This is a genomic window from Candidatus Pelagibacter ubique HTCC8051, from assembly GCF_000472605.1.
GTDB classification, from domain to species: Bacteria; Pseudomonadota; Alphaproteobacteria; order Pelagibacterales; family Pelagibacteraceae; genus Pelagibacter; species Pelagibacter communis_B.
On the sequence record NZ_KI421440.1, the window covers coordinates 1,348,934 to 1,368,112 of the forward strand.

Here is a 19,179-nt window from a genome sequence, read left to right on the forward strand (position 1 = left end):
AAATTTTATTATTAGTTATATTTAATTATGAAATTATTTTTTATACTTGGTAATCAGTTATTTCCATTAAAATACTTAGACCGCTTCAAAAAGGATCATGTATTTTTTATGGCGGAAGATAATGGATTATGCACTTATGAAAAACATCATAAGCAAAAAATCCTATTATTCCTATCTTCTATGCGTTCTTATGCGGATAATTTACAGAAAAATAAATTTAAATTAGATTATCTAAAAATTGAAGATAAAGATTTCAAAGAGGATTATTTCAAAAAGCTAAAAAAAATAATATCTAAAAATAAAATAACTGAAATTTCAAGTTTTGAAGTTGAAGATAAATTTTTTGAAAAAAAAATTAAAGAGTTTTTAAAAAAAGAAAAAATTAATTGGAATATTGTTCAAACTCCAATGTTTTTAAACTCAAGAGATGAGTTTAAAAATTATTTAGGAAAATCAAAAAAGCCATTTATGGCAACATTTTATAAAGAAGTTAGGAGAAAATCTGGAATATTGATGGGTTCAGATGGAAACCCAATTGGTGGTAAGTGGAGTTTTGACGAAGATAATAGAAATAAATTACCCAAAGATATTTCAATTCCAAAATTCCCAAAAATAAATGAAACTAATCACACAAAAAAACTAAAACCCATCATTGAAAAATTGTTTAAAGGTCATCCGGGTAACACAAATAACTTTTGGCTTGCGACAGAATATGATGATGTTGTTAAACTTTTAAATTTTTTTATAAAAGAAAAATCAAATTTATTTGGTGACTATGAAGATGCTGTTAATCAAAGAGATAATATTTTATTTCATAGCGCACTAAGTCCTTATATTAATTTAGGATTAATAACTCCTGAATTTATTATTCAAAAAATTTTGGATTTTCATAAAAAACACAAAATAAGAATGAACTCACTTGAAGGTTATATTCGTCAAGTAATTGGTTGGAGAGAGTTTATGAGAGGGATCTACCAAAGCTATTCTGATGAAATGGAAACTAAAAACTTTTTTAAACAAAATAGAAAAATGAAGAACTCTTGGTATGAAGGAACTACAGGATTACCACCTCTAGATCATGCAATTAAAAACGCAGTTAATCATGGATGGTCTCATCACATTGAAAGATTAATGATTTTATCTAATATAATGAACCTTTGTGAGGTAAAACCAACTTATGTTTATAAATGGTTTATGGAAATGTTTGTAGACTCATCTGACTGGGTAATGGTTCCAAATGTTTATGGGATGGGATTATTTAGTGATGGTGGAATTTTTGCAACTAAACCATACATTTGTGGATCTGCTTATTTTATGAAAATGATGGACTTTAAAAAAGGAGATTGGTGTAACACGATGGATGGTCTTTATTGGAGATTTATAGATAGAAATAGACAATTCTTTTTAAAGAATCCAAGACTCTCTATGATGGTTCGAATTTTTGATAAAATGAAAACTGATAGAAAAAAAATGATTTTATCTGAAGCAGATAAATTTATTAAGCAAAATACAATTTCGTGAAAAAAGAATATCTACCCTCAAAAGTTTGTCCAATTTGTAAGAGACATTTTGTTTGGCGAAAAAAATGGAAGTTAAATTGGGATAGAGTAAAATATTGCTCTAAGAAGTGCTCTAAGCTAAGCTGAAACTTAATGAATATAATCGTTTTACAACACATTAAAATTGAAGATCCAGGTTATATTAAGGATTTAATGTTGGCTGATGGAGTTAAGTTAACCACAATCGAGCTAGATGAAGGTGAAAAAATTCCAAATGATCTAAGTCAATTTGATGGAATGTTTTGTATGGGTGGCCCAATGGATACCTATATGGAAAAAGAATATCCTTGGTTAATTGAAGAAAAAAAAGCAATTAAAGAATTTGTTATCGATTTAAAAAAACCTTACTTAGGTTTTTGTCTTGGTTGTCAGTTACTAGGCGAAGTAGTAGGTGGCAAAGTAATTAAATCTAGTACGCCAGAAATTGGAATTATGGATATTAACTTTAACAAAGAAAAAGATAAGGATAATTTTTTTTCAAAATTTCCAGAACATATCAAAAGTTTACAATGGCATTCATACGAGGTGCAGGGAATAGAAAATAATAAAGATGTAACTTTGTTAGCATCGTCTCCTGTAACTAAATATCAAATTTTTAAATACCAAAACCATGCTTATGGAATTCAATTTCATATAGAAATTAAAGATACCACAGTGAATGAATGGGGGTGTGTTCCAGAATATAAAAAAGCCCTTGAAGATCAGTTAGGAGAGGGTGCTCTTGAAAAATTTGATAATGTAGCAAAAGATAATATGTCTGATATGAATAATTATTCTAAAATTCTTTACGAGAATTTCAAAACCATATTGTGATTTATTTAATCAACTAAAATGAATAATAAATTTTTTGAATGGACGGGGGTTATTACTGCTATTTTATATTCGTTGTTTGTTGCATTAAATATTGGAGTAGAATTTTTTGGCTTCTGCTTATTACTTATATCAGCAATATTAATTGGAATTTGGGCTTATAGAGGGGGTCATAAAGGAATACTTTTGTTGCAATTTTTTTATGCAACAGCTGGTATTATTGGAATGATACGTTGGTTTTAATTTAAATTGTAAAATCTTTTTAAAGAGATAGATAAACCTGATGTCAGAGATATTTATTCAAACTTTCTTCCTATATTTTATAGTAATTGATCCTTTGGGAAATACTCCATTATTTTTGAGTATTACTCAACACATGGAGACAAAACAAAAAATTAAAGTTGCATTTAGTGCAACTATAATTGCAACCATCATATTGTTATTTTTTGCGTTACTTGGAAGCTCATTGTTAAGCTACTTACATATTTCCTATCCAGCTTTTACAATAGGAGGAGGAATCATCTTATTAATAATTGCAATAGAGATGTTATTTGACAAGCGTCAGCAAAGGAAAGGAGAAGATATAGATTTAAATTCTGATAATGTGAGTGTATTTCCTTTAGCAACACCTATTATTGCAGGACCAGCAGCTATTACTTCAGTAATTGTTTCTGTTTCAGATATTGGAACTAATTTTACAAATCAAACAGCAGGAATGTTTTCATTGGTAATTGTACTATCTCTAACTTTTATAATCTTTTTTATAGCTTCAAAGTTTTCTAAAATAATAAATAAAAAAATAATTGGGGTTATATCAAGAGTGGTAGCTATTATTCTTGTAGGATTAAGTGTTCAGTATATTTTAGACGGTATTAAAACCTTTTTAGCTTAATTAAATTTAGCAATAATTTTTGGAATATAATTTTTAAAGTTAAAAAAACCTTTATTACAATATTGCCAAGAAAACTGGTCTAACTTTCTATATAATAATTTGATATTTTTTAAATTATTATTCTGAATAAAATCAAAATTTTCACCAACAGTTGGATAAAGAGCATAAACTTTTTCAGTAATATTCTTTAAATCACTAATGTTAATAATTTCACAATTAATTGATTTTTCCTCTAACCTTATTTTTTGATCTTCTAAAAGATCAGCCTTAAATTTTAGTACTTTTTCACTTAATTTAATGGCTCTATTTGTATTATTTAAGACTAACAAAATTTTTTTAAATTTATGCTCTTTAAAATCAGAAAATTCAAAAGTCATATTATTTTCAAATATTAATAAAGTTTGATCATCTAAAATTTCAGAATTTAAAAAATCTTTTTTATTTACTTGATAAGTTTTATCACTGAATATTGGTGTGGCATTTTCATTAAGCTTTATGTTTTGAAATCTATTGTTAGTAAATTTATTTATATTCCATTCACTTGCTAGATAATGCTTACCTTTAGTTTGAACCCCAGCTACCCACCTCCAACCAAGTGTATTTGATGCGGCATCACCATCATAAAGATGTTGCATAAAAAATTCTGCTCCTATCTGCCATGGTAATTCTAGTGTAAATATCCAAATACTGGCAAACCACATCCTAGTATGGTTATGGAGGTAGTTGTTTTGTTTAAGTTCAACTACCCATTGATTGAAGCAGTCTATGTCTGTTTTTCCCTCAATAGCATCTAAATAATTTTGATTGTTTTTAAATTGATTTCTAACATTGTCTAATTCTATTAAATAATCTGACCAAACATTTGGTCTTAGTTCAAGCCAACCTTTCCAATAAGTTCTCCATAAAACTTCTTGAATAAATTTTTCATTTTTTGAAAATGAAAATTTTTTAAGAGATTTATCAATTACTTCTAATTCATTTATTACTCCGTGTGTTATGTATGGAGATAGACATGAAATGTTTGATCTGTTGCTGGGTCCTAAATCAAAATTTCTTAGCTTAGAATAATCAATTAAATTTTTTTCTACAAAATTATTTAATTTATCAACGGCCTTAGCCCTTGAGGCCTCAAATATCATAATAAATTATCTTGATTTTTTTCTTTTTAGACCCAATTTATCACTGTGCCTTAACCTTAGAATTACAATCGCAGCCGCAATAAGAACTATTGCAACAGCCTCATAAACTAATGCTGTTGGGTCCATTTCTTTTCCTTGTAATATAATAAATCTTGCTAGAGCCGTGATGGCAATTAATAGAGGTAGAGTTATGCTGATTGACTGTTGGTTCCAAAATACTCTTACCATTGCAAGAACCTCTAAATATAGAAACATTAATAGCAAATCAGCTAATGTTACTGATTGGTTAAGAAACATATTTTTAATTTCCATACCAACAGCAATAACTGTGCTAACTAAAATAATACACATTAATGCAAGCTGTAAGTTTTTTGCTATTTTTTCCATTATTTACTTTTACTAAATGGTAGCCATTTTTCAAACACTGATTTAGAAGGTCCATCATAAGGAATAGAATAAGAACTTGGATTAGGGCTTGTTAATACCTCAATTCCTTTAGAGAATACAAAAATAAATACTACAACAAAAACAATTACCATTATTTTAAAAGGGTCAAAGTTTTTTGTTTTAAAGACACTGCTAGATTTTTCTTCTGCTTTATGAAAATGCTTAAAGGTCATGTAGACTGCAAATATTAAACCAATGTGTGCAATATAAAGGCCCGCCCAACCAAATGCAAATGTTGTATAAGAAAAAATATATAAGCTAAAAACTGTTGTCCAAATAAAACTTAAGACTAATAAAATTTGTAATCTTACAGACCTTGGTAAAGATCTAAGGTCATTTTTGCTGTCATCAAATAAAATATTTGCAGCATCTGCCATCCAGTTTTTAAGTGATTCCATAATATCAAGTTATAATTTTTTAAAATTATAACAATTGTTAAATTGTCCTAAATATTAGTTTAAATTTGCTCTAATGACGTTTTCTAATTGAATTGAGCTTTGAGCACCTGAAATAAAATCTTTTCCTATCTCAAAAAAAGGAACCCCACTGATATTTTTCTCTTTAGCTATAGATATTTTTGAATTTACAAGTTCAATATTTTTTTCATTAATAAAATCTTTGAAAATATTTTCTGCAATATTTTTTTTCTTAGCAACATCAACCAAGATATTGATATCTCCAATGTCAAGTCCATTAATAAAATATGATTGATATATTTTTTCTTTAATTTCATTTTGTAAATTAAATTGTTCACTTAAAATAATTAGTAAATGAGAAAGAACAGTATTTGGAGTTTTTTTTATTTTATCTAAATCTAGATTAATACCAGACGCGTTTCCTTTTAATTTCATATTTTCATACATGGGTGCAGCATAATCTTTTCCACCAAATTTTATTTCTAAATATTTATCTCTAGAAATTCCCTCCATTGGCATATCTGGGTTTAGTTGGAATGGAACATGTTTAATATCAAACTTTACCTTTGGAAATTTTTTTAAGGCAATATTCAAATTTCTGTGCCCAATAAAACACCATCCGCAAATAGTGTCTGCAAAAACATTTATTTTCATTAATTTAAGAACGAAGTTTTTTTTTATGAAAATTAATAAATCTTTCAACATTAGATTTATTAAATGTTTTGTTTTCTTCAAAAGAAACTTTTTTCATTGAATAAGCAGAGCTTTTAGTTTGTCGCGATTCTATTGTTATGTTTCCTTTATAAAGTTTTAGTTTAACCGAACCATTCACTTTATTCTTTTTAAGGTCTACAATTTTTTGAAGTTTAAATCTTTCTTTTGAGTACCAATATCCGTTATAAATTAATTCGGCATATCTTGGCATTACCTCATCTTTTTTGTGCATTGTTTCCTTATCTAGAGTGACAGATTCAATCGCTCTATGTGCATGCATTAACAATGTACCACCTGGAGTTTCGTATACTCCTCTAGATTTTATCCCAATAAATCTATTCTCAACCAAATCAACTCTTCCAATTCCATTATTCCCTCCAAGCTGATTAAGTTTTTCTAATAATTTTGCTGGAGAAAGTTTTTTCCCATTTATACCGAATGGATCACCATTTTTAAAATTGATAATTACAAAGCTTGGATTGTTAGGAGCTTTTTCAGGTGAAACGGATCTTTGAAATATAAACTCAGGTGCTGAATTTTTTGGATTTTCTAATACTTTACCTTCTGTGGAAGTATGAAATAAATTATCATCAATTGAAAAAGGAGGAGCTCCTTTTTTATCCTTTGGAATAGATATTTCGTGTTTCTTTGCGTAATTAATAAGATCTGTTCTTGATTTTAATTTCCAAATTCTCCATGGAGCAATAATTTTTATGCTGGGTCCAAAGTAATGATATCCCAATTCAAATCGAACTTGATCATTCCCTTTTCCAGTCGCTCCATGTGAAACTGCATAAGCTCTAAATTTTTTAGCAACTCTAATTTGATCTTTTGCAATAAGTGGTCTTGCTATTGATGTGCCTAATAAATAAACACCCTCATAGATTGCGTGTCCTCTGATCATTGGGTATACATAATCTTTAACAAATGTGTCTTTTAAATCTTTGATTATAATATTTTTAACTCCAAATTTTTTTGCATTTGTTATAATTTTTTTTCTATTAATTTCCTGCCCAACATCTGCAGTATAACATATCACTTCTGCATCATAGTTTTCCTGAAGCCATTTTAAGATTATAGAAGTGTCAAGACCTCCAGAGTAGGCTAGAACAATTTTCTTTTTTGATTTCATTTATTTATTTAGCTACAAGCTTTTTTTGTAGCATTGTAAGCTTTAGTAAAGCCTAACAAAGAATAATGATCAATTGTTTGGGATCCATTCTGATTATATCCAGTAATCATTATTCTAGATCCTTTTTTCATTCTTTTAATCATTCTAAATTCTATTTTACTATCAGCAATCCATGCAAAACCTTGTTCTTTGATATCAAATTTAAATTTGTTTTTTCCAGATTGTGCCGTCACTGTATTGTTGTTGAACTCATAACCCGCTGTTACGCTGACTTCATTTATAATTTGATCGGAAGGTCTAAAAGCAATAAATAATTTAGCATCTCTTTTATTAGATTTCGGAGCTTGCAGAATTGGAGATGATTGTGCAAAACAAACTTTACCAGAAGTTTCTGTTATAACCATTGACTCCCAATCTTTATATTTACCAATTTTCTTAACTTCTTCAGCATGCAATTGGCTGTTACATACAAAGAATAATATTGGCAATATTATAAAAATTTTTTTAATTATGGACATGGATTAGGATAAATTTTTTGAACATTATTAATTTCTTTAATGACATCATCAGTTAATTTTATGTTTACACTTTCTATATTTGTTTTCAACTGCTCCATTGTAGTTGCTCCAATAATAACACTAGTCATAAAATCTTGAATTTCACAAAATTTTAATGACATTTGACTCATATCTAGTCCATATTTTTTACTAATGTCATAATATAATTCTATAGCTTTTTCTGTATTAGGCTTTCTGTAGCGTGTCCAAAAATCAAAATCTCGTTCCATTCTTGAACCTTTTGGAAAATTATTGTTTCTATATTTACCGGTTAAATATCCGCTTGCTAGAGGAGAATAAGCAAGACAACCAATTTCCTCTCTAATTGATACTTCAGATAATCCAATTTCGTACGATCTATTCAATAAACTATAAGGATTTTGAATAGACATCATTCTTGGTAAATTTTTTTCTTTGGAAACTTTTAGATAATTCATTACACCCCATGGAGTTTCATTTGATAAACCTACGTATCTGATTTTACCTTTATCTATGTATTTGTTTAATTCTCCAAGTACGTCTTCAAATTGGTTCCAATTATTTTCTTTATGAGTGTAACTTAGACTTCCAAAATTATTTACATTTCTTTCAGGCCAATGAAGTTGGTATAAATCAATGTAATCTGTTTTAAGTCTTTTAAGACTATTTTCTAAAGCAGACTCTAAGTTGGGACCTGTGAAACTATTTTCTCCATTCCTTAAGTAATCTCTTGCCGGACCAGCAACTTTTGATGCAAGTATTACTTGGTCTCTTTTTTTTGTCTTTTCAAACCAGTTACCTATAATTACTTCGGTATCACCGTAAGTTTCTTTTTTTGGGGGCACAGCATATAATTCAGCGGTATCCCAAAAATTTACACCTTGATCTAAAGCATAATCCATTTGCTCAAAACCTTCTTCTTGAGTGTTTTGTTCACCCCAAGTCATCGTACCGAGACAAATTGTGCTTACATCAAGTTCGGTACTGCCTAGTTTTTTATAATTCATAATGGTTTTTGTTTATTTTGGATATTTTAAATCTTTTTAAGGTATCTTGAATAATTAGTAAAAGACTATTATATATTACTCATTATGAAATTTGATAAAAACGGAATATTAAACAGAGCTAAAGTAGCTCAACAGTCAACAGTTGTAATGGATGAAGGCTTAAGAGCCTACATGTTAAAAGTTTATAATTACATGGCAACTGGAATTTTATTAACAGGAATAGTTGCATTATTAACATTTAAAATGTCAGTAGTTACAAACGATGCAGGATCAATCGTAGGTTTAACCTCAGTAGGTAATGCAATTTATATGTCTGGACTAAAATGGCTTGTAATGTTGGCGCCTTTAGGAATAGTTTTTTATATGAGTTTTGGAATTAATAAGATGAGCGCTTCAAAAGCACAAACTACTTTTTGGGTTTTTGCAGGACTAATGGGCCTATCTTTATCTTCAATTTTACTAGTTTACACTGGAATGAGTGTTACTAGAGTTTTCTTTATATGTTCAGCGACTTTCGGAGCAATGAGCATCTACGGTTACACAACTAAAAGAGATCTAACAAAACTTGGCTCATTTTTAATGATGGGCTTAATAGGAATAATTATCGCTTCAATAGTTAATATCTTTATGAAATCTTCAATGATGTATTTTGTAATATCAATTTTAGGTGTTTTAATTTTTGTGGGCTTAACAGCTTATGATACTCAAAAAATTAAAAACATGTATGCTGTAAGTGATACAGGCGAAGTCATGGGTAAAAAAGCTGTGATGGGTGCTCTTACACTTTACTTAGACTTTATAAACTTATTTATAATGCTACTAAGATTGTTTGGACAAAGAAGATAATTTTATTTTTGTAACTTTTTCCAATTTGTATTTTTTAATAAAGATTTAAGTTCAAAAGAGTTTTTTAAAATTTTTCCACTTGTATCTGTTATTAGGTATTTAAGATTTTTATTTTTTGGCTTAAAATTTTTACAAATTTTATATAGAGCATTTTCAGCAGCATTTCTAAAAACACTGAAACTGACTTGCTTGCTAGAGATACTTAAACCATAATCTTTCCACGATCCTTCCGAAACCATTTTTGCATATAAATCTAAGATAACTTTGAGTTCATCTCTTTCAAAAAATTGTCTTTCTTCTATTTGTTTATTAGGGTTGTTTACTACTAGTTTTAGATTACTAGGCATCAATTTTATGTTTGTTGATTAATGGTATTTGAAAACCTGTAAATACAATGGTTATTGGCAACATTCCCCATACTTTGAAGTTTACCCAAAACTCCTCCGTTTGTGTTCTCCAAACACATTCATTTAATATCGCAAGGCCAAAGAAAAAGAACATCCATCTTCTATTTAGCAATTCCCATCCTAAATCTGAGAGAGGAATTGACTTACCCATAATTTTTTTTAATACAGGCTCTTTCGTAAAATATTTTCCAAAAAATAAAGCCATAGCGAATAAAATATTGATAATTGTTGGCTTAACATAAATAAATATTGGATCATTAAAATAAATAGTTAATCCACCAAAAAATGTAATTAATATTCCACTTATTAATGGCATCATTGGAATTTTTTTTTCAAAAAACCAAACAACAGTTAATGCAAATAAAGTTGCAACTATAAGTGGAGGAATAGCAACTGATAAATTTTTACCACTATTATAGTAATAGAAAAAAAATATAGCTAATGGCCCAAAATCTGTAACAAATTTTAAAAAAGATTTATTCACTAAAAAGATATTAACATATTTGCCACATCGCAAAACATTAATCTTTTTAGCATTGATTTTTATTTTTAAATACCCATACTACTACGTATGCCAATCCAAAAAGCAAAATTCTCAATTGGAGACATTGTTAAACATAAACATTTCGAATTTAGAGGTGTAATTTACGATGTAGATTTTGAATTTAATAATTCTGAAGAATGGTATCAGTCTATTCCTAAAAATGTGAGACCAAGAAAAGATCAACCTTTTTATCATTTATTAGCTGAAAATGACGAAATAACTTACGAAGCTTATGTTTCAGAACAAAATCTTCTTATGGATGACTCTGATGAGCCAATAAAGCATCCTTTAATTGAAGAGATTTTTTCAGGAAAAAAAGGCTCTAGTTATTTTAAAATGTCTAATTAATAGTATCATTTTTCAAACACATTTAGCTCAAATCTAAGCCATATAAATTAACTAAATTATTCTCATATTCTGATCAAGAGTGTTAAACGTTAATTTCACATTATTATCTCCCTCTGCATTCTTGATCGGAAATCCTTTTCATACTAAAAATCATTAATAAATATGTTTAAATTTTTTCATCCAAACAAGATCTTTCAGATAACCTCTAAAGCTCCAAAATATGTTTTCTTTTTATTTGTGGTTGTGTTTTCCGTTGGATTAACGGAAGCACTAATTTTGTCACCTGAAGATTACAAGCAAAGTGATGCTGTCAGAATTATGTATGTGCACGTTCCAGCTGCATGGATTTCTTTGGGAATTTTTTCAAGTATTACTTTTTTATCAATTAGTGGATTTATAATTAAAAATAAAAATTTTTTTTTAATTGCAAAAAGTTTAGCGCCTTCTGGATTTGTTTTTAATATTATTGCATTAGTAACAGGGGCCATATGGGGAAAACCAACTTGGGGAACTTGGTGGGCTTGGGACGCAAGAATAACATCTATGTTAATTTTAGCATTATTTTATGCAATGTACCTTATTTCATGGAGAATTTATGAAAGTGAAGAAAAGGTTTTCAAGATCTCAACTTTTATTAGCATACTAGGTATAGTTAATGTTCCTATTATTAAATACTCTGTAGATTGGTGGAACACACTTCATCAACCAGCATCAATTAATATTTTATCAAAAAGCTCAATTCATTCATCTATGCTTTTTCCTTTGCTAATAATGACTGCGGCATTTGCTCTTTTTTCATTGCTAATTTTCTTAATGAAATATAATACAGAACTGATAAAAATTAAAAATAAAGGCTTAGATAGACTATGATAAATGAATTACTTTTTATGAACGGATACGGAGTTTACGTATTGTCTGCATTCAGTTTTACACTTTTAAGTTTTTCAGCTCTATATTTGATTACAAAAGTTCAATTTATTAAAGAACAAAATAAATTTGTAGCTAAATTTGGATCTCTAAACTCTGAAAAAGCAGAAGCTGCAAAATCTCAAAGAATTAATAAAGAAATTTTAGCTAACGCCACAAACAATTAACTTTTAAACCATGTATGGTCGTAAAGTTAAATTAAGATTTTTGTTTGTAGTACTTATTTTAATTACTTTAATACTTACAACATTTCTTGTTTTAAAATCACTTGAAGAAAACGTAGTATATTTCCAATCACCTTCAGAAATTAAAGACTTACCAGAATTAAACAAAAAAAAAATTAGAGTTGGTGGAATGGTTAAAAAAAACTCTATTTCAATAAATTCTAATGAAGTTAAGTTTGTAATTACAGATTTCAAAAATGAAATAAATGTTACCTATACTGGAGCAATCCCAAATCTATTTGAAGAAGAAAAGGGAGTGGTTGCAGAAGGTTTTTTAAAAGACAGAAATTTTTTTTCTGCATCTAAAATTTTAGCAAAACATGATGAAAATTATATGCCTCCTGAGGTAAAACAAGCACTTGGAGAAAAGTAAGATGATATTTAGTGCAATTGGAAACTATTCATTAATTTTAGGACTTTTTTTTGGATTAATTCTTTTTTATTTCTCTGCAAAAAATTTTAAAGACTCAAAAGTTGTAGATACTAAAATTTTATCATTTACATTTTTGCAATTTTTTCTAGTAGTAATTAGTTTTTTATGTTTAGTTTTATCATTTGTTGTATCTGATTTTAGTAATGAAACTGTTTTTAACAACTCACATACAACTAAACCAATTTTTTATAAAATTGCTGGCACCTGGGGAAATCATGAAGGAAGCTTATTATTGTGGTTGCTTGTTTTAACATTATTTATCCTTATTTTTTTATTAAAGACTAAAAATCAACCAATTAAATATAGAATATTAACCTTAGTATTTCAGCAGATCATAATTGTAGGTTTTTTTATTTTTTTGATCAAAACATCAAATCCATTTAATCATATTTATCCAATACCAACAGAAGGGTTGGGACTTAATCCAATACTTCAAGATCCTGCTCTGGCGATTCATCCACCTATTTTATATTTAGGATATGTTGGTTCATCTATTATTTTTTCTTCAGTTTTAGCTGCTACATGTCTAAATTTAATTTCAAAAAAATGGGCATCACATATAAAAAAATGGGTTTTAAGTTCATGGTTTTTTTTAACTCTTGGAATTCTGTTAGGATCTATTTGGGCATACTATGAGTTAGGCTGGGGTGGCTTTTGGTTTTGGGACCCAGTCGAAAATGTTTCTTTGATGCCATGGTTAGCATTAACAACACTTTTACATTGTATTTTAGTTTTAGAAAAAAAATTAATTTTAACTTCTTGGGTAATAATTTTATCAATATCTACATTTGCTCTTAGTATGAGTGGTACATTTTTGGTTAGATCAGGCATACTTAATTCTGTACATACTTTTGCAAATGATCCTGAAAGAGGTTTATTTATATTAATTTTTTTATTTTCTCTAATTTTTTTATCATTATTTATTTTTTTCTTTTTTCATAAAACTAACGAAAGTAATTCAAATAGCTTTTTTTTACTTAGTAAAGAGACAGCAATAATAATTAATAATTGGTTTATGATGTATTTCTTGTCGGTTGTTTTGATTGGTACAATTTATCCAATTTTTCTGGATGTTCTATCATCTCAAAAAATATCAGTTGGGCCGCCTTTTTATCATAAATTAATAATACCATTTTTAATTCCCTTTTTATTGATTATGGCAATAGGACCAAAGCTAAAATGGATTAAGTCAAATTTAGAGGATAAAGCTTATTTATTTACAGTATTAACAATCTCAATTTTGTTATCTATTTTTATTGTTAAAAATTTTAGCTCTAATTTTTTAATTAATTCGATATTAATCTCGAGTGCCTTATATTTATTTTTTACTACTTTAAGAGACTTTTTCAGCAAAAGATTTAAAAATTTATCACAAAATACAGCTCATTTTGGTTTTAGTTTATTAATTTTAAGTATTTTATTTAACAATTTATTTTCAACAGAAATTATTACAAACTTAAAAGTAGGAGAAACTTTTGAGAATACAAAGGCAAAAATAGTTTTTGAGAGCATCAGTCAAAAAGAGAAAAAAAATTATAATTCTATAATTGCGAAATTTACTGTTCAAGACTCTAAAGGCAAATCAGTAAATTTATCACCCGAGTTAAGAATATATAATCAACCAAATATTGCTACTAGTGAAGCTGATATCAAAACGACATTATTATCTGATAAATTTATTGTTATCAACATTGTGCAAAACCAAGAATATTTAAATGTTAGATATCAAGTAAAACCATTTATGTTGTGGATTTGGATATCGGTAATTTTAATTAGTACAGGAGGATTAATTAGCTTTATAAAAAAAGGATATGAATAATAAATTACTCCCATTTTCAATTGTTATTATCTTTATAATTATTTTTATAATTCTTTATAAAGGTCTTCAAGAAACAAATATTTACATTCCAGATTCAAAATCAAATTATGAAGTGCCATCATCTTTAGTTAAATTATTTGATACCAACCAGACTGTAAATACAATTGAAATTTTTCAATCAGATAAATTATATCTATTGAATATTTGGTCTTCTTGGTGTGTTCCTTGTAGAGATGAACACCCAATTTTAATGCAATTGAAAAAAAATGATGAATTAAAAGTTGTGGGCATGAATTATAAAGACACAAAAAAAAATGCTAAAATTTTTTTAGAGGAACTTGGAAATCCTTATGATAAAATAATTTTTGATGACAAAGGTACTAATGCCATTGAGTGGGGCGCTTATGGTGTTCCAGAATCTTTTTTAATCAATAATAAAAAAATTATAAAAAAATATATAGGACCACTTAATAAAGAGTCTGCTGAAGAAATTAAATCATATATAAAATGAAGATAATAAAATTTTTTTTGATTATTTTTTTTATTTTTCCTATCAACAGTTTGAAGGCAGATAATGAGGCTCTAAAAAGTAAAATTACTAAAAACTTACGTTGTTTAGTTTGTCAGGGACAATCTATTTATGACTCCGACTCTGAGTTTGCAAATAGCTTAAAAATTTTAGTTGATAATAAGATTAAAGAGGGATTATCTGAAAAACAAATTTATTCTTATTTTCAAAGTAAATATGGTGATTGGATCTTGTATGATCCTTTATTTAATAAAAATACTTATTTTCTATGGTTATTACCTCTATTGATATTCTTTTTAGGGGGTGCAATAATATTTAATAAATTTTTAAAAAAATCAAAATAATCTGATAATAAAAAGAATGAGTATTAAAAAATTAAATATATTTTTAGCTATATTCTTCACTGCTACTAAATTACTTGCTGCTGAAAATAGCAACCACCAGTATAATTTTTTCACTGGTAACTTTGATTTTAGTGATGATAAACAATCAGCGATGTTGTTTGGTTTTCAACATCAAAACGAAGATTTAGAAAGAAACACTTTTGTGGGAAATATTTCACCAATTACTGGTGGTTTCATAACAGAAAATTCAGCTGCATATGTCTATACAGGTATTGAATGGAACATAGATATGGGTGCTTTAACATTTACACCAAGTTTTGCACCTGGCTTGTACCACAAAGGAGATGGAAAAGATTTAGGTCATGTACTTGAATTTAAATCTGAAATTCAGTTTTCTTATGATTTTTCTGGAAATTCTAAAGTTGGATTATCGTACAATCATGTATCTAATGCCAGTTTAGGGGACAAAAATCCTGGGGCAAATAGCTACATGTTTAACTTTATTAAAAACTTTTAATTAAAATAATGAATTTACAAGACTGTCACAACTTTAGTGATTTTAGAAATTTAGCTAAAAAAAAATTACCATCTCCCATTTTTCACTATATTGATGGAGCTGCAGATGATGAAATTACTTATGCTAGAAACACCAGTGCATTTGATGACGTTGATTTAGTTCCAAATGTATTAAGAGGTGTAGAGAATGTTGATTTATCAACAACAATTTTTGGAAAAAAGTTAGAGCTACCTTTTTATTTGGCACCAACAGCCTTACAAAGATTATTTCACTATGATGGTGAAAGGGCAGTCGGAAAAGCTGCAAAAAAATTTAATACCATGTTTGGTGTTTCAGCATTAGCTACTGTAAGTGTGGAAGAAATATCTTCTATGATTGATACTCCAAAGATGTTTCAATTCTATTTTCATAAAGACAGGGGTTTAAATGATGCTTGTTTGGAAAGGGCTAAAGCAGCTAAATTTGATGTTATGGCTTTAACAGTAGATACGATTACCGGAGGAAATCGTGAAAGAGATTTAAGGACCGGTTTTACCTCACCCCCTAAATTAACATTATCAAGTTTATTTAGTTTCGCTACAAAGCCAATGTGGGGGATTAATTATTTAACAAAGGGAAAATTTGAACTTCCTCACCTTCAAGATCACGTAAAAGAAGGTACAGATACCAACACATCAATCGGGAATTATTTTTCTACTATGTTGGACCAATCTATGAACTGGAAGGATGCCGAAAAACTTTGTTCTCAGTGGGGAGGTCATTTTGCATTAAAAGGTATTATGAGTGTTGATGATGCAAAACGAGCAGTTGATATTGGATGTACAGGTATAATGGTTTCGAACCATGGAGGAAGACAGCTTGATGGATCTAGAGCCCCATTTGATCAGCTAGCAGAAATTGTTGATGCTGTAGGAGATAAACTAGATGTCATTTGTGAGGGAGGTATACACAGAGGAACCCACATGCTTAAGGCTCTTTCATTAGGTGCCAAAGCTTGTTCGGGTGGTAGATTGTATCTATATGCCTTAGCTGCCGGAGGTCAGGCAGGTGTTGAGCGAGCAATAGAAAAATATAAAACTGAGTTGGTAAGAGATATGAAATTAATGGGTTGTACCAAAATAAGCGACCTAAACAGAAATAATCTAAGATTTAGAAAATAAAATTATGAATATAAATGATTGTTATAACTTTGATGATTTTAGAAAATTAGCAAAAAAAAAATTACCAGCACCAATTTTTCATTACATAGATGGTGGTGCTGATGATGAGGTTACATTACATAGAAACACAGACTCATTTAATGACTGTGATTTAATTCCTAATATTTTAAACAGTGTTGGAGAACCAGATTTATCGACTACAGTTTTTGGAAGAAAGTTAGATATGCCTTTATTTCTATCGCCGACTGCAATGCAGAGTCTTTATACTCCAGAGGGAGATAAAGCATCAGCTAGAGCAGCAGAAAAATTTAACACTATGTATAGCATGTCTACAATGGCATCATTTTCAATTGAAGAAGTTGCAAATATATCTAGTGGGCCTAAACTTTTTCAATTGTATATTCATAAAGATAAATCAATAACAGATGATTTAATTGAAAGATGTAGTAGAGCTAATTTTGATGGCATGTGTATTACAGTTGATACATTAGTGGCTGGAAATAGAGAGCGAGATCATCGAACTGGTTTTACCACACCTCCAAAATTTACATTAGACAGCATATTAAGTTTTGCTATGAGACCAGGTTGGGTGTTTAATTATTTTACTAACAAAAAATTTGAATTGGCTAATATCAAAAACAAAACTGATAAGGGAACAAATATTGCAAAATCAGTAATGGAATATATTAACGAACAATATGATCCTGCTATGAATTGGAAAGATGCTGAGTACTGTATAAAAAAATGGAATAAACCAATGGCTTTAAAAGGTGTTATGTCAGTAGAAGATGCTAAAAAAGCTATAGATATTGGTTGCACAGCTATCATGATTTCAAATCATGGAGGAAGACAACTTGATGGTTCTAGATCTCCATTTGATCAAGTAAAAGCAATATCTGATGCGGTCGGAGATAAATTGGAAATTATATTAGATGGAGGAGTTAGAAGAGGAACTCATGTTTTAAAAGCTTTAGCAGCAGGTGCGACAGCTTGTAGTTTTGGAAAAGCTTTTTTATTTAGTCTTGGAGCAGGTGGACAAAAAGGAGTTGAGAGACTTCTGGAAAATATGCACAAAGAAATTAGAAGAAATATGATACTTATGGGATGTAAAAGTGTTAAAGATTTAGATAATTCAAAAATTATTTACCGTAATTAATTAGTTATAAAAATAATAAATAATTTTAATAGATAGTTTTACTTAATCAATAATAGACAACATCAAACTTTTCAGCTAGGTTGCAAAATATTATGAAACTTGCACAATCACTTGAAAGACTTGGTACAGAAAGCGCTTTTTCAATTTTGGCAGAAGCTAAAAAACTGGAAGCTCAGGGCAACCCAATGATACATTTGGGATTAGGTCAACCAGATTTTAAGACACCTAAACATGTAGTTGAAGCAGCAAAGAAAGCTTTAGATGATGGTCATCATGGATACGTAATGTCGAATGGAATACCAGAATGTAGACAAGCAGTCACAAGATGGATTAAAAAACGTTATGATGCAGATGTAGATTTTGAAAGAATTTTAATCATGCCAGGTGGAAAACCCACTATGCATTATGCAATACAGTGTTTTGGTGAACCAGGAGCAGAGATAATTCATCCAACGCCAGCTTTTCCAATTTATGAGTCTATGATTAATTACACTGGATCAACAGCTGTACCATATGATTTAACAGAAGATAAAGATTTAAAATTTAGTGCAGATAAAATTTTATCTTTGATTACTGATAAAACTAGATTGCTAATTTTAATTAATCCAAATAACCCAACAGGAAGTTTTGTAGAAAAACCAGAAATTGACAAGTTAGCTGAAGGATTAAAGAAGCATCCACATGTAACAATTTTAAGTGACGAAATTTATAGCAGACAAATTTTTGACAATAAAGAAATGCCAACTTTTTTTAATTATCCAGAATTAAGAGATAGATTGATTGTTCTAGAGGGTTGGAGCAAAGCCTACTCGATGACAGGTTGGAGGTTAGGCTGGAGTTTTTGGCCAGAGAATTTAGTCGAGCATGTAAATAAATTACTTATTAACAGTGTTTCATGTGTAAACGCAGCTGCCCAATTTGCAGGCATTGCAGCTTTAGATGGACCTGATGACTCAATTCATGAAATGATGGAAAAATTTACCCAAAGAAGAAAACTAATTCATGATGGTTTAAATAGTTTGCCAGGAGTTGAATGTAGTTTGCCAGGAGGTGCATTTTATGCATTTCCAAAAGTAATAGGTACTGGAATGAATGGTTCAGAATTTAGCAAGAAAGCTATGCATGAGGCTGGCGTAGCAATAGTTCCTGGAACTGCTTTTGGTAAAACTTGTGGTGATTATGTGAGATTCAGCTTTGCTGCTTCACAAGATAACATTTCTAATGCATTAGAAAATATCAAAAAAATGCTTGCTAAATAAGCTGTATTTTATCA

26 protein-coding genes are annotated in these 19,179 nt (G+C 28.9%); 17 read left to right on the forward strand and 9 right to left on the reverse strand.

The features are described from left to right. Window positions 1-27 precede the first annotated feature (27 nt). Genes F754_RS0107280 through F754_RS0107295 form a run of 5 tightly spaced genes read left to right on the forward strand, consistent with a single transcriptional unit; the run spans window position 28 to window position 3,261 of the window. Window positions 28-1,521 (forward strand): cryptochrome/photolyase family protein, encoded by a 1,494-nt coding sequence (locus F754_RS0107280; RefSeq protein WP_023649259.1) that lies wholly within the window; start codon window positions 28-30, stop codon window positions 1,519-1,521. Continuing rightward, window positions 1,518-1,646, forward strand: a complete 129-nt coding sequence (locus F754_RS07735) for a DUF2256 domain-containing protein (RefSeq protein ID WP_082254675.1) — start codon at window positions 1,518-1,520, stop codon at window positions 1,644-1,646. Before F754_RS0107280 ends, F754_RS07735 begins: the two co-directional genes overlap by 4 nt. A 6-nt stretch (window positions 1,647-1,652) precedes the next feature. Beyond that, the gene (locus F754_RS0107285; protein ID WP_023649260.1) at window positions 1,653-2,372 is read left to right on the forward strand and encodes a type 1 glutamine amidotransferase; all 720 of its coding nucleotides are present in this window, start codon (window positions 1,653-1,655) and stop codon (window positions 2,370-2,372) included. Window positions 2,373-2,390: 18 nt separating this feature from the next. Next, a complete protein-coding gene (locus tag F754_RS0107290) occupies window positions 2,391-2,612 on the forward strand; it encodes a hypothetical protein (protein ID WP_023649261.1) in 222 nt (73 codons plus the stop codon). A 40-nt stretch (window positions 2,613-2,652) separates the two neighbouring features. Continuing rightward, the gene (locus F754_RS0107295) at window positions 2,653-3,261 is read left to right on the forward strand and encodes a MarC family protein (RefSeq protein WP_023649262.1); all 609 of its coding nucleotides are present in this window, start codon (window positions 2,653-2,655) and stop codon (window positions 3,259-3,261) included. On the opposite strand, the gene F754_RS0107300 is transcribed toward F754_RS0107295, so the two are convergent. Genes F754_RS0107300 through F754_RS0107330 form a run of 7 tightly spaced genes read right to left on the reverse strand, consistent with a single transcriptional unit; the run spans window position 3,258 to window position 8,652 of the window. Further along, window positions 3,258-4,400, reverse strand: coding sequence for a deoxyribodipyrimidine photo-lyase (locus tag F754_RS0107300; protein ID WP_023649263.1), 1,143 nt, complete (start codon window positions 4,398-4,400; stop codon window positions 3,258-3,260). The genes F754_RS0107295 and F754_RS0107300 overlap by 4 nt on opposite strands. 6 nt (window positions 4,401-4,406) lie before the next feature. Then, window positions 4,407-4,787 carry a phosphate-starvation-inducible PsiE family protein gene (locus F754_RS0107305; RefSeq protein WP_023649264.1) on the reverse strand — a complete coding sequence of 127 codons (381 nt, stop codon included), beginning with the start codon at window positions 4,785-4,787 and terminating at the stop codon, window positions 4,407-4,409. Next, window positions 4,787-5,245, reverse strand: coding sequence for a UbiA prenyltransferase family protein (locus F754_RS0107310; protein ID WP_023649265.1), 459 nt, complete (start codon window positions 5,243-5,245; stop codon window positions 4,787-4,789). Before F754_RS0107310 ends, F754_RS0107305 begins: the two co-directional genes overlap by 1 nt. A gap of 54 nt (window positions 5,246-5,299) precedes the next feature. After that, a complete protein-coding gene (locus tag F754_RS0107315) occupies window positions 5,300-5,917 on the reverse strand; it encodes a DsbA family oxidoreductase (RefSeq protein ID WP_023649266.1) in 618 nt (205 codons plus the stop codon). Between the two features lie 4 nt (window positions 5,918-5,921). Further along, window positions 5,922-7,109, reverse strand: coding sequence for an argininosuccinate synthase (locus tag F754_RS0107320; RefSeq protein WP_023649267.1), 1,188 nt, complete (start codon window positions 7,107-7,109; stop codon window positions 5,922-5,924). Between the two features lie 8 nt (window positions 7,110-7,117). After that, window positions 7,118-7,627 (reverse strand): invasion associated locus B family protein, encoded by a 510-nt coding sequence (locus F754_RS0107325; RefSeq protein WP_023649268.1) that lies wholly within the window; start codon window positions 7,625-7,627, stop codon window positions 7,118-7,120. After that, a complete protein-coding gene (locus F754_RS0107330) occupies window positions 7,618-8,652 on the reverse strand; it encodes an aldo/keto reductase (protein ID WP_023649269.1) in 1,035 nt (344 codons plus the stop codon). The genes F754_RS0107325 and F754_RS0107330 overlap by 10 nt, the downstream gene beginning before the upstream one ends. A gap of 84 nt (window positions 8,653-8,736) precedes the next feature. Here F754_RS0107330 and F754_RS0107335 point away from each other — a divergent pair, with 84 nt between their 5' ends. Then, on the forward strand, window positions 8,737-9,498 hold the full coding sequence (locus F754_RS0107335; protein WP_023649270.1) for a Bax inhibitor-1/YccA family protein: 762 nt from the start codon (window positions 8,737-8,739) through the stop codon (window positions 9,496-9,498). A gap of 2 nt (window positions 9,499-9,500) precedes the next feature. Here the strand turns inward: F754_RS0107335 and F754_RS0107340 are convergent, their stop codons facing one another. Next, window positions 9,501-9,845, reverse strand: a complete 345-nt coding sequence (locus tag F754_RS0107340) for a DUF2794 domain-containing protein (RefSeq protein ID WP_023649271.1) — start codon at window positions 9,843-9,845, stop codon at window positions 9,501-9,503. Further along, entirely contained in the window at window positions 9,838-10,389 is a 552-nt protein-coding gene (locus tag F754_RS0107345) for a septation protein A (protein WP_023649272.1), read from the reverse strand. The genes F754_RS0107340 and F754_RS0107345 overlap by 8 nt, the downstream gene beginning before the upstream one ends. 87 nt (window positions 10,390-10,476) lie before the next feature. Here F754_RS0107345 and hspQ point away from each other — a divergent pair, with 87 nt between their 5' ends. From hspQ to F754_RS0107400, 11 genes are all read left to right on the forward strand, one after another. Next, window positions 10,477-10,797 (forward strand): heat shock protein HspQ, encoded by a 321-nt coding sequence (gene hspQ, locus F754_RS0107350; protein WP_023649273.1) that lies wholly within the window; start codon window positions 10,477-10,479, stop codon window positions 10,795-10,797. Between the two features lie 162 nt (window positions 10,798-10,959). Further along, window positions 10,960-11,667 carry a heme ABC transporter permease CcmC gene (gene ccsA, locus F754_RS0107355; protein WP_023649274.1) on the forward strand — a complete coding sequence of 236 codons (708 nt, stop codon included), beginning with the start codon at window positions 10,960-10,962 and terminating at the stop codon, window positions 11,665-11,667. Continuing rightward, the gene (locus F754_RS0107360; protein ID WP_023649275.1) at window positions 11,664-11,891 is read left to right on the forward strand and encodes a heme exporter protein CcmD; all 228 of its coding nucleotides are present in this window, start codon (window positions 11,664-11,666) and stop codon (window positions 11,889-11,891) included. Before ccsA ends, F754_RS0107360 begins: the two co-directional genes overlap by 4 nt. A 10-nt stretch (window positions 11,892-11,901) precedes the next feature. Next, complete coding sequence (gene ccmE, locus F754_RS0107365) at window positions 11,902-12,321, forward strand: cytochrome c maturation protein CcmE (protein WP_023649276.1); 420 nt, start codon at window positions 11,902-11,904, stop codon at window positions 12,319-12,321. Window position 12,322: 1 nt separating this feature from the next. Beyond that, on the forward strand, window positions 12,323-14,200 hold the full coding sequence (locus tag F754_RS0107370; protein ID WP_023649277.1) for a heme lyase CcmF/NrfE family subunit: 1,878 nt from the start codon (window positions 12,323-12,325) through the stop codon (window positions 14,198-14,200). After that, complete coding sequence (locus tag F754_RS0107375; RefSeq protein WP_023649278.1) at window positions 14,193-14,711, forward strand: DsbE family thiol:disulfide interchange protein; 519 nt, start codon at window positions 14,193-14,195, stop codon at window positions 14,709-14,711. The genes F754_RS0107370 and F754_RS0107375 overlap by 8 nt, the downstream gene beginning before the upstream one ends. Then, window positions 14,708-15,073, forward strand: coding sequence for a cytochrome c-type biogenesis protein CcmH (locus F754_RS0107380; RefSeq protein ID WP_023649279.1), 366 nt, complete (start codon window positions 14,708-14,710; stop codon window positions 15,071-15,073). Before F754_RS0107375 ends, F754_RS0107380 begins: the two co-directional genes overlap by 4 nt. A 16-nt stretch (window positions 15,074-15,089) precedes the next feature. After that, the gene (locus F754_RS0107385; RefSeq protein ID WP_023649280.1) at window positions 15,090-15,590 is read left to right on the forward strand and encodes an acyloxyacyl hydrolase; all 501 of its coding nucleotides are present in this window, start codon (window positions 15,090-15,092) and stop codon (window positions 15,588-15,590) included. An 8-nt stretch (window positions 15,591-15,598) separates the two neighbouring features. Beyond that, window positions 15,599-16,750, forward strand: a complete 1,152-nt coding sequence (locus F754_RS0107390; protein WP_023649281.1) for an alpha-hydroxy-acid oxidizing protein — start codon at window positions 15,599-15,601, stop codon at window positions 16,748-16,750. A 4-nt stretch (window positions 16,751-16,754) separates the two neighbouring features. After that, complete coding sequence (locus F754_RS0107395) at window positions 16,755-17,906, forward strand: alpha-hydroxy-acid oxidizing protein (RefSeq protein WP_023649282.1); 1,152 nt, start codon at window positions 16,755-16,757, stop codon at window positions 17,904-17,906. A gap of 92 nt (window positions 17,907-17,998) precedes the next feature. Next, window positions 17,999-19,165 carry an aminotransferase class I/II-fold pyridoxal phosphate-dependent enzyme gene (locus F754_RS0107400; RefSeq protein ID WP_023649283.1) on the forward strand — a complete coding sequence of 389 codons (1,167 nt, stop codon included), beginning with the start codon at window positions 17,999-18,001 and terminating at the stop codon, window positions 19,163-19,165. The last annotated feature ends 14 nt before the right edge of the window (window positions 19,166-19,179 follow it).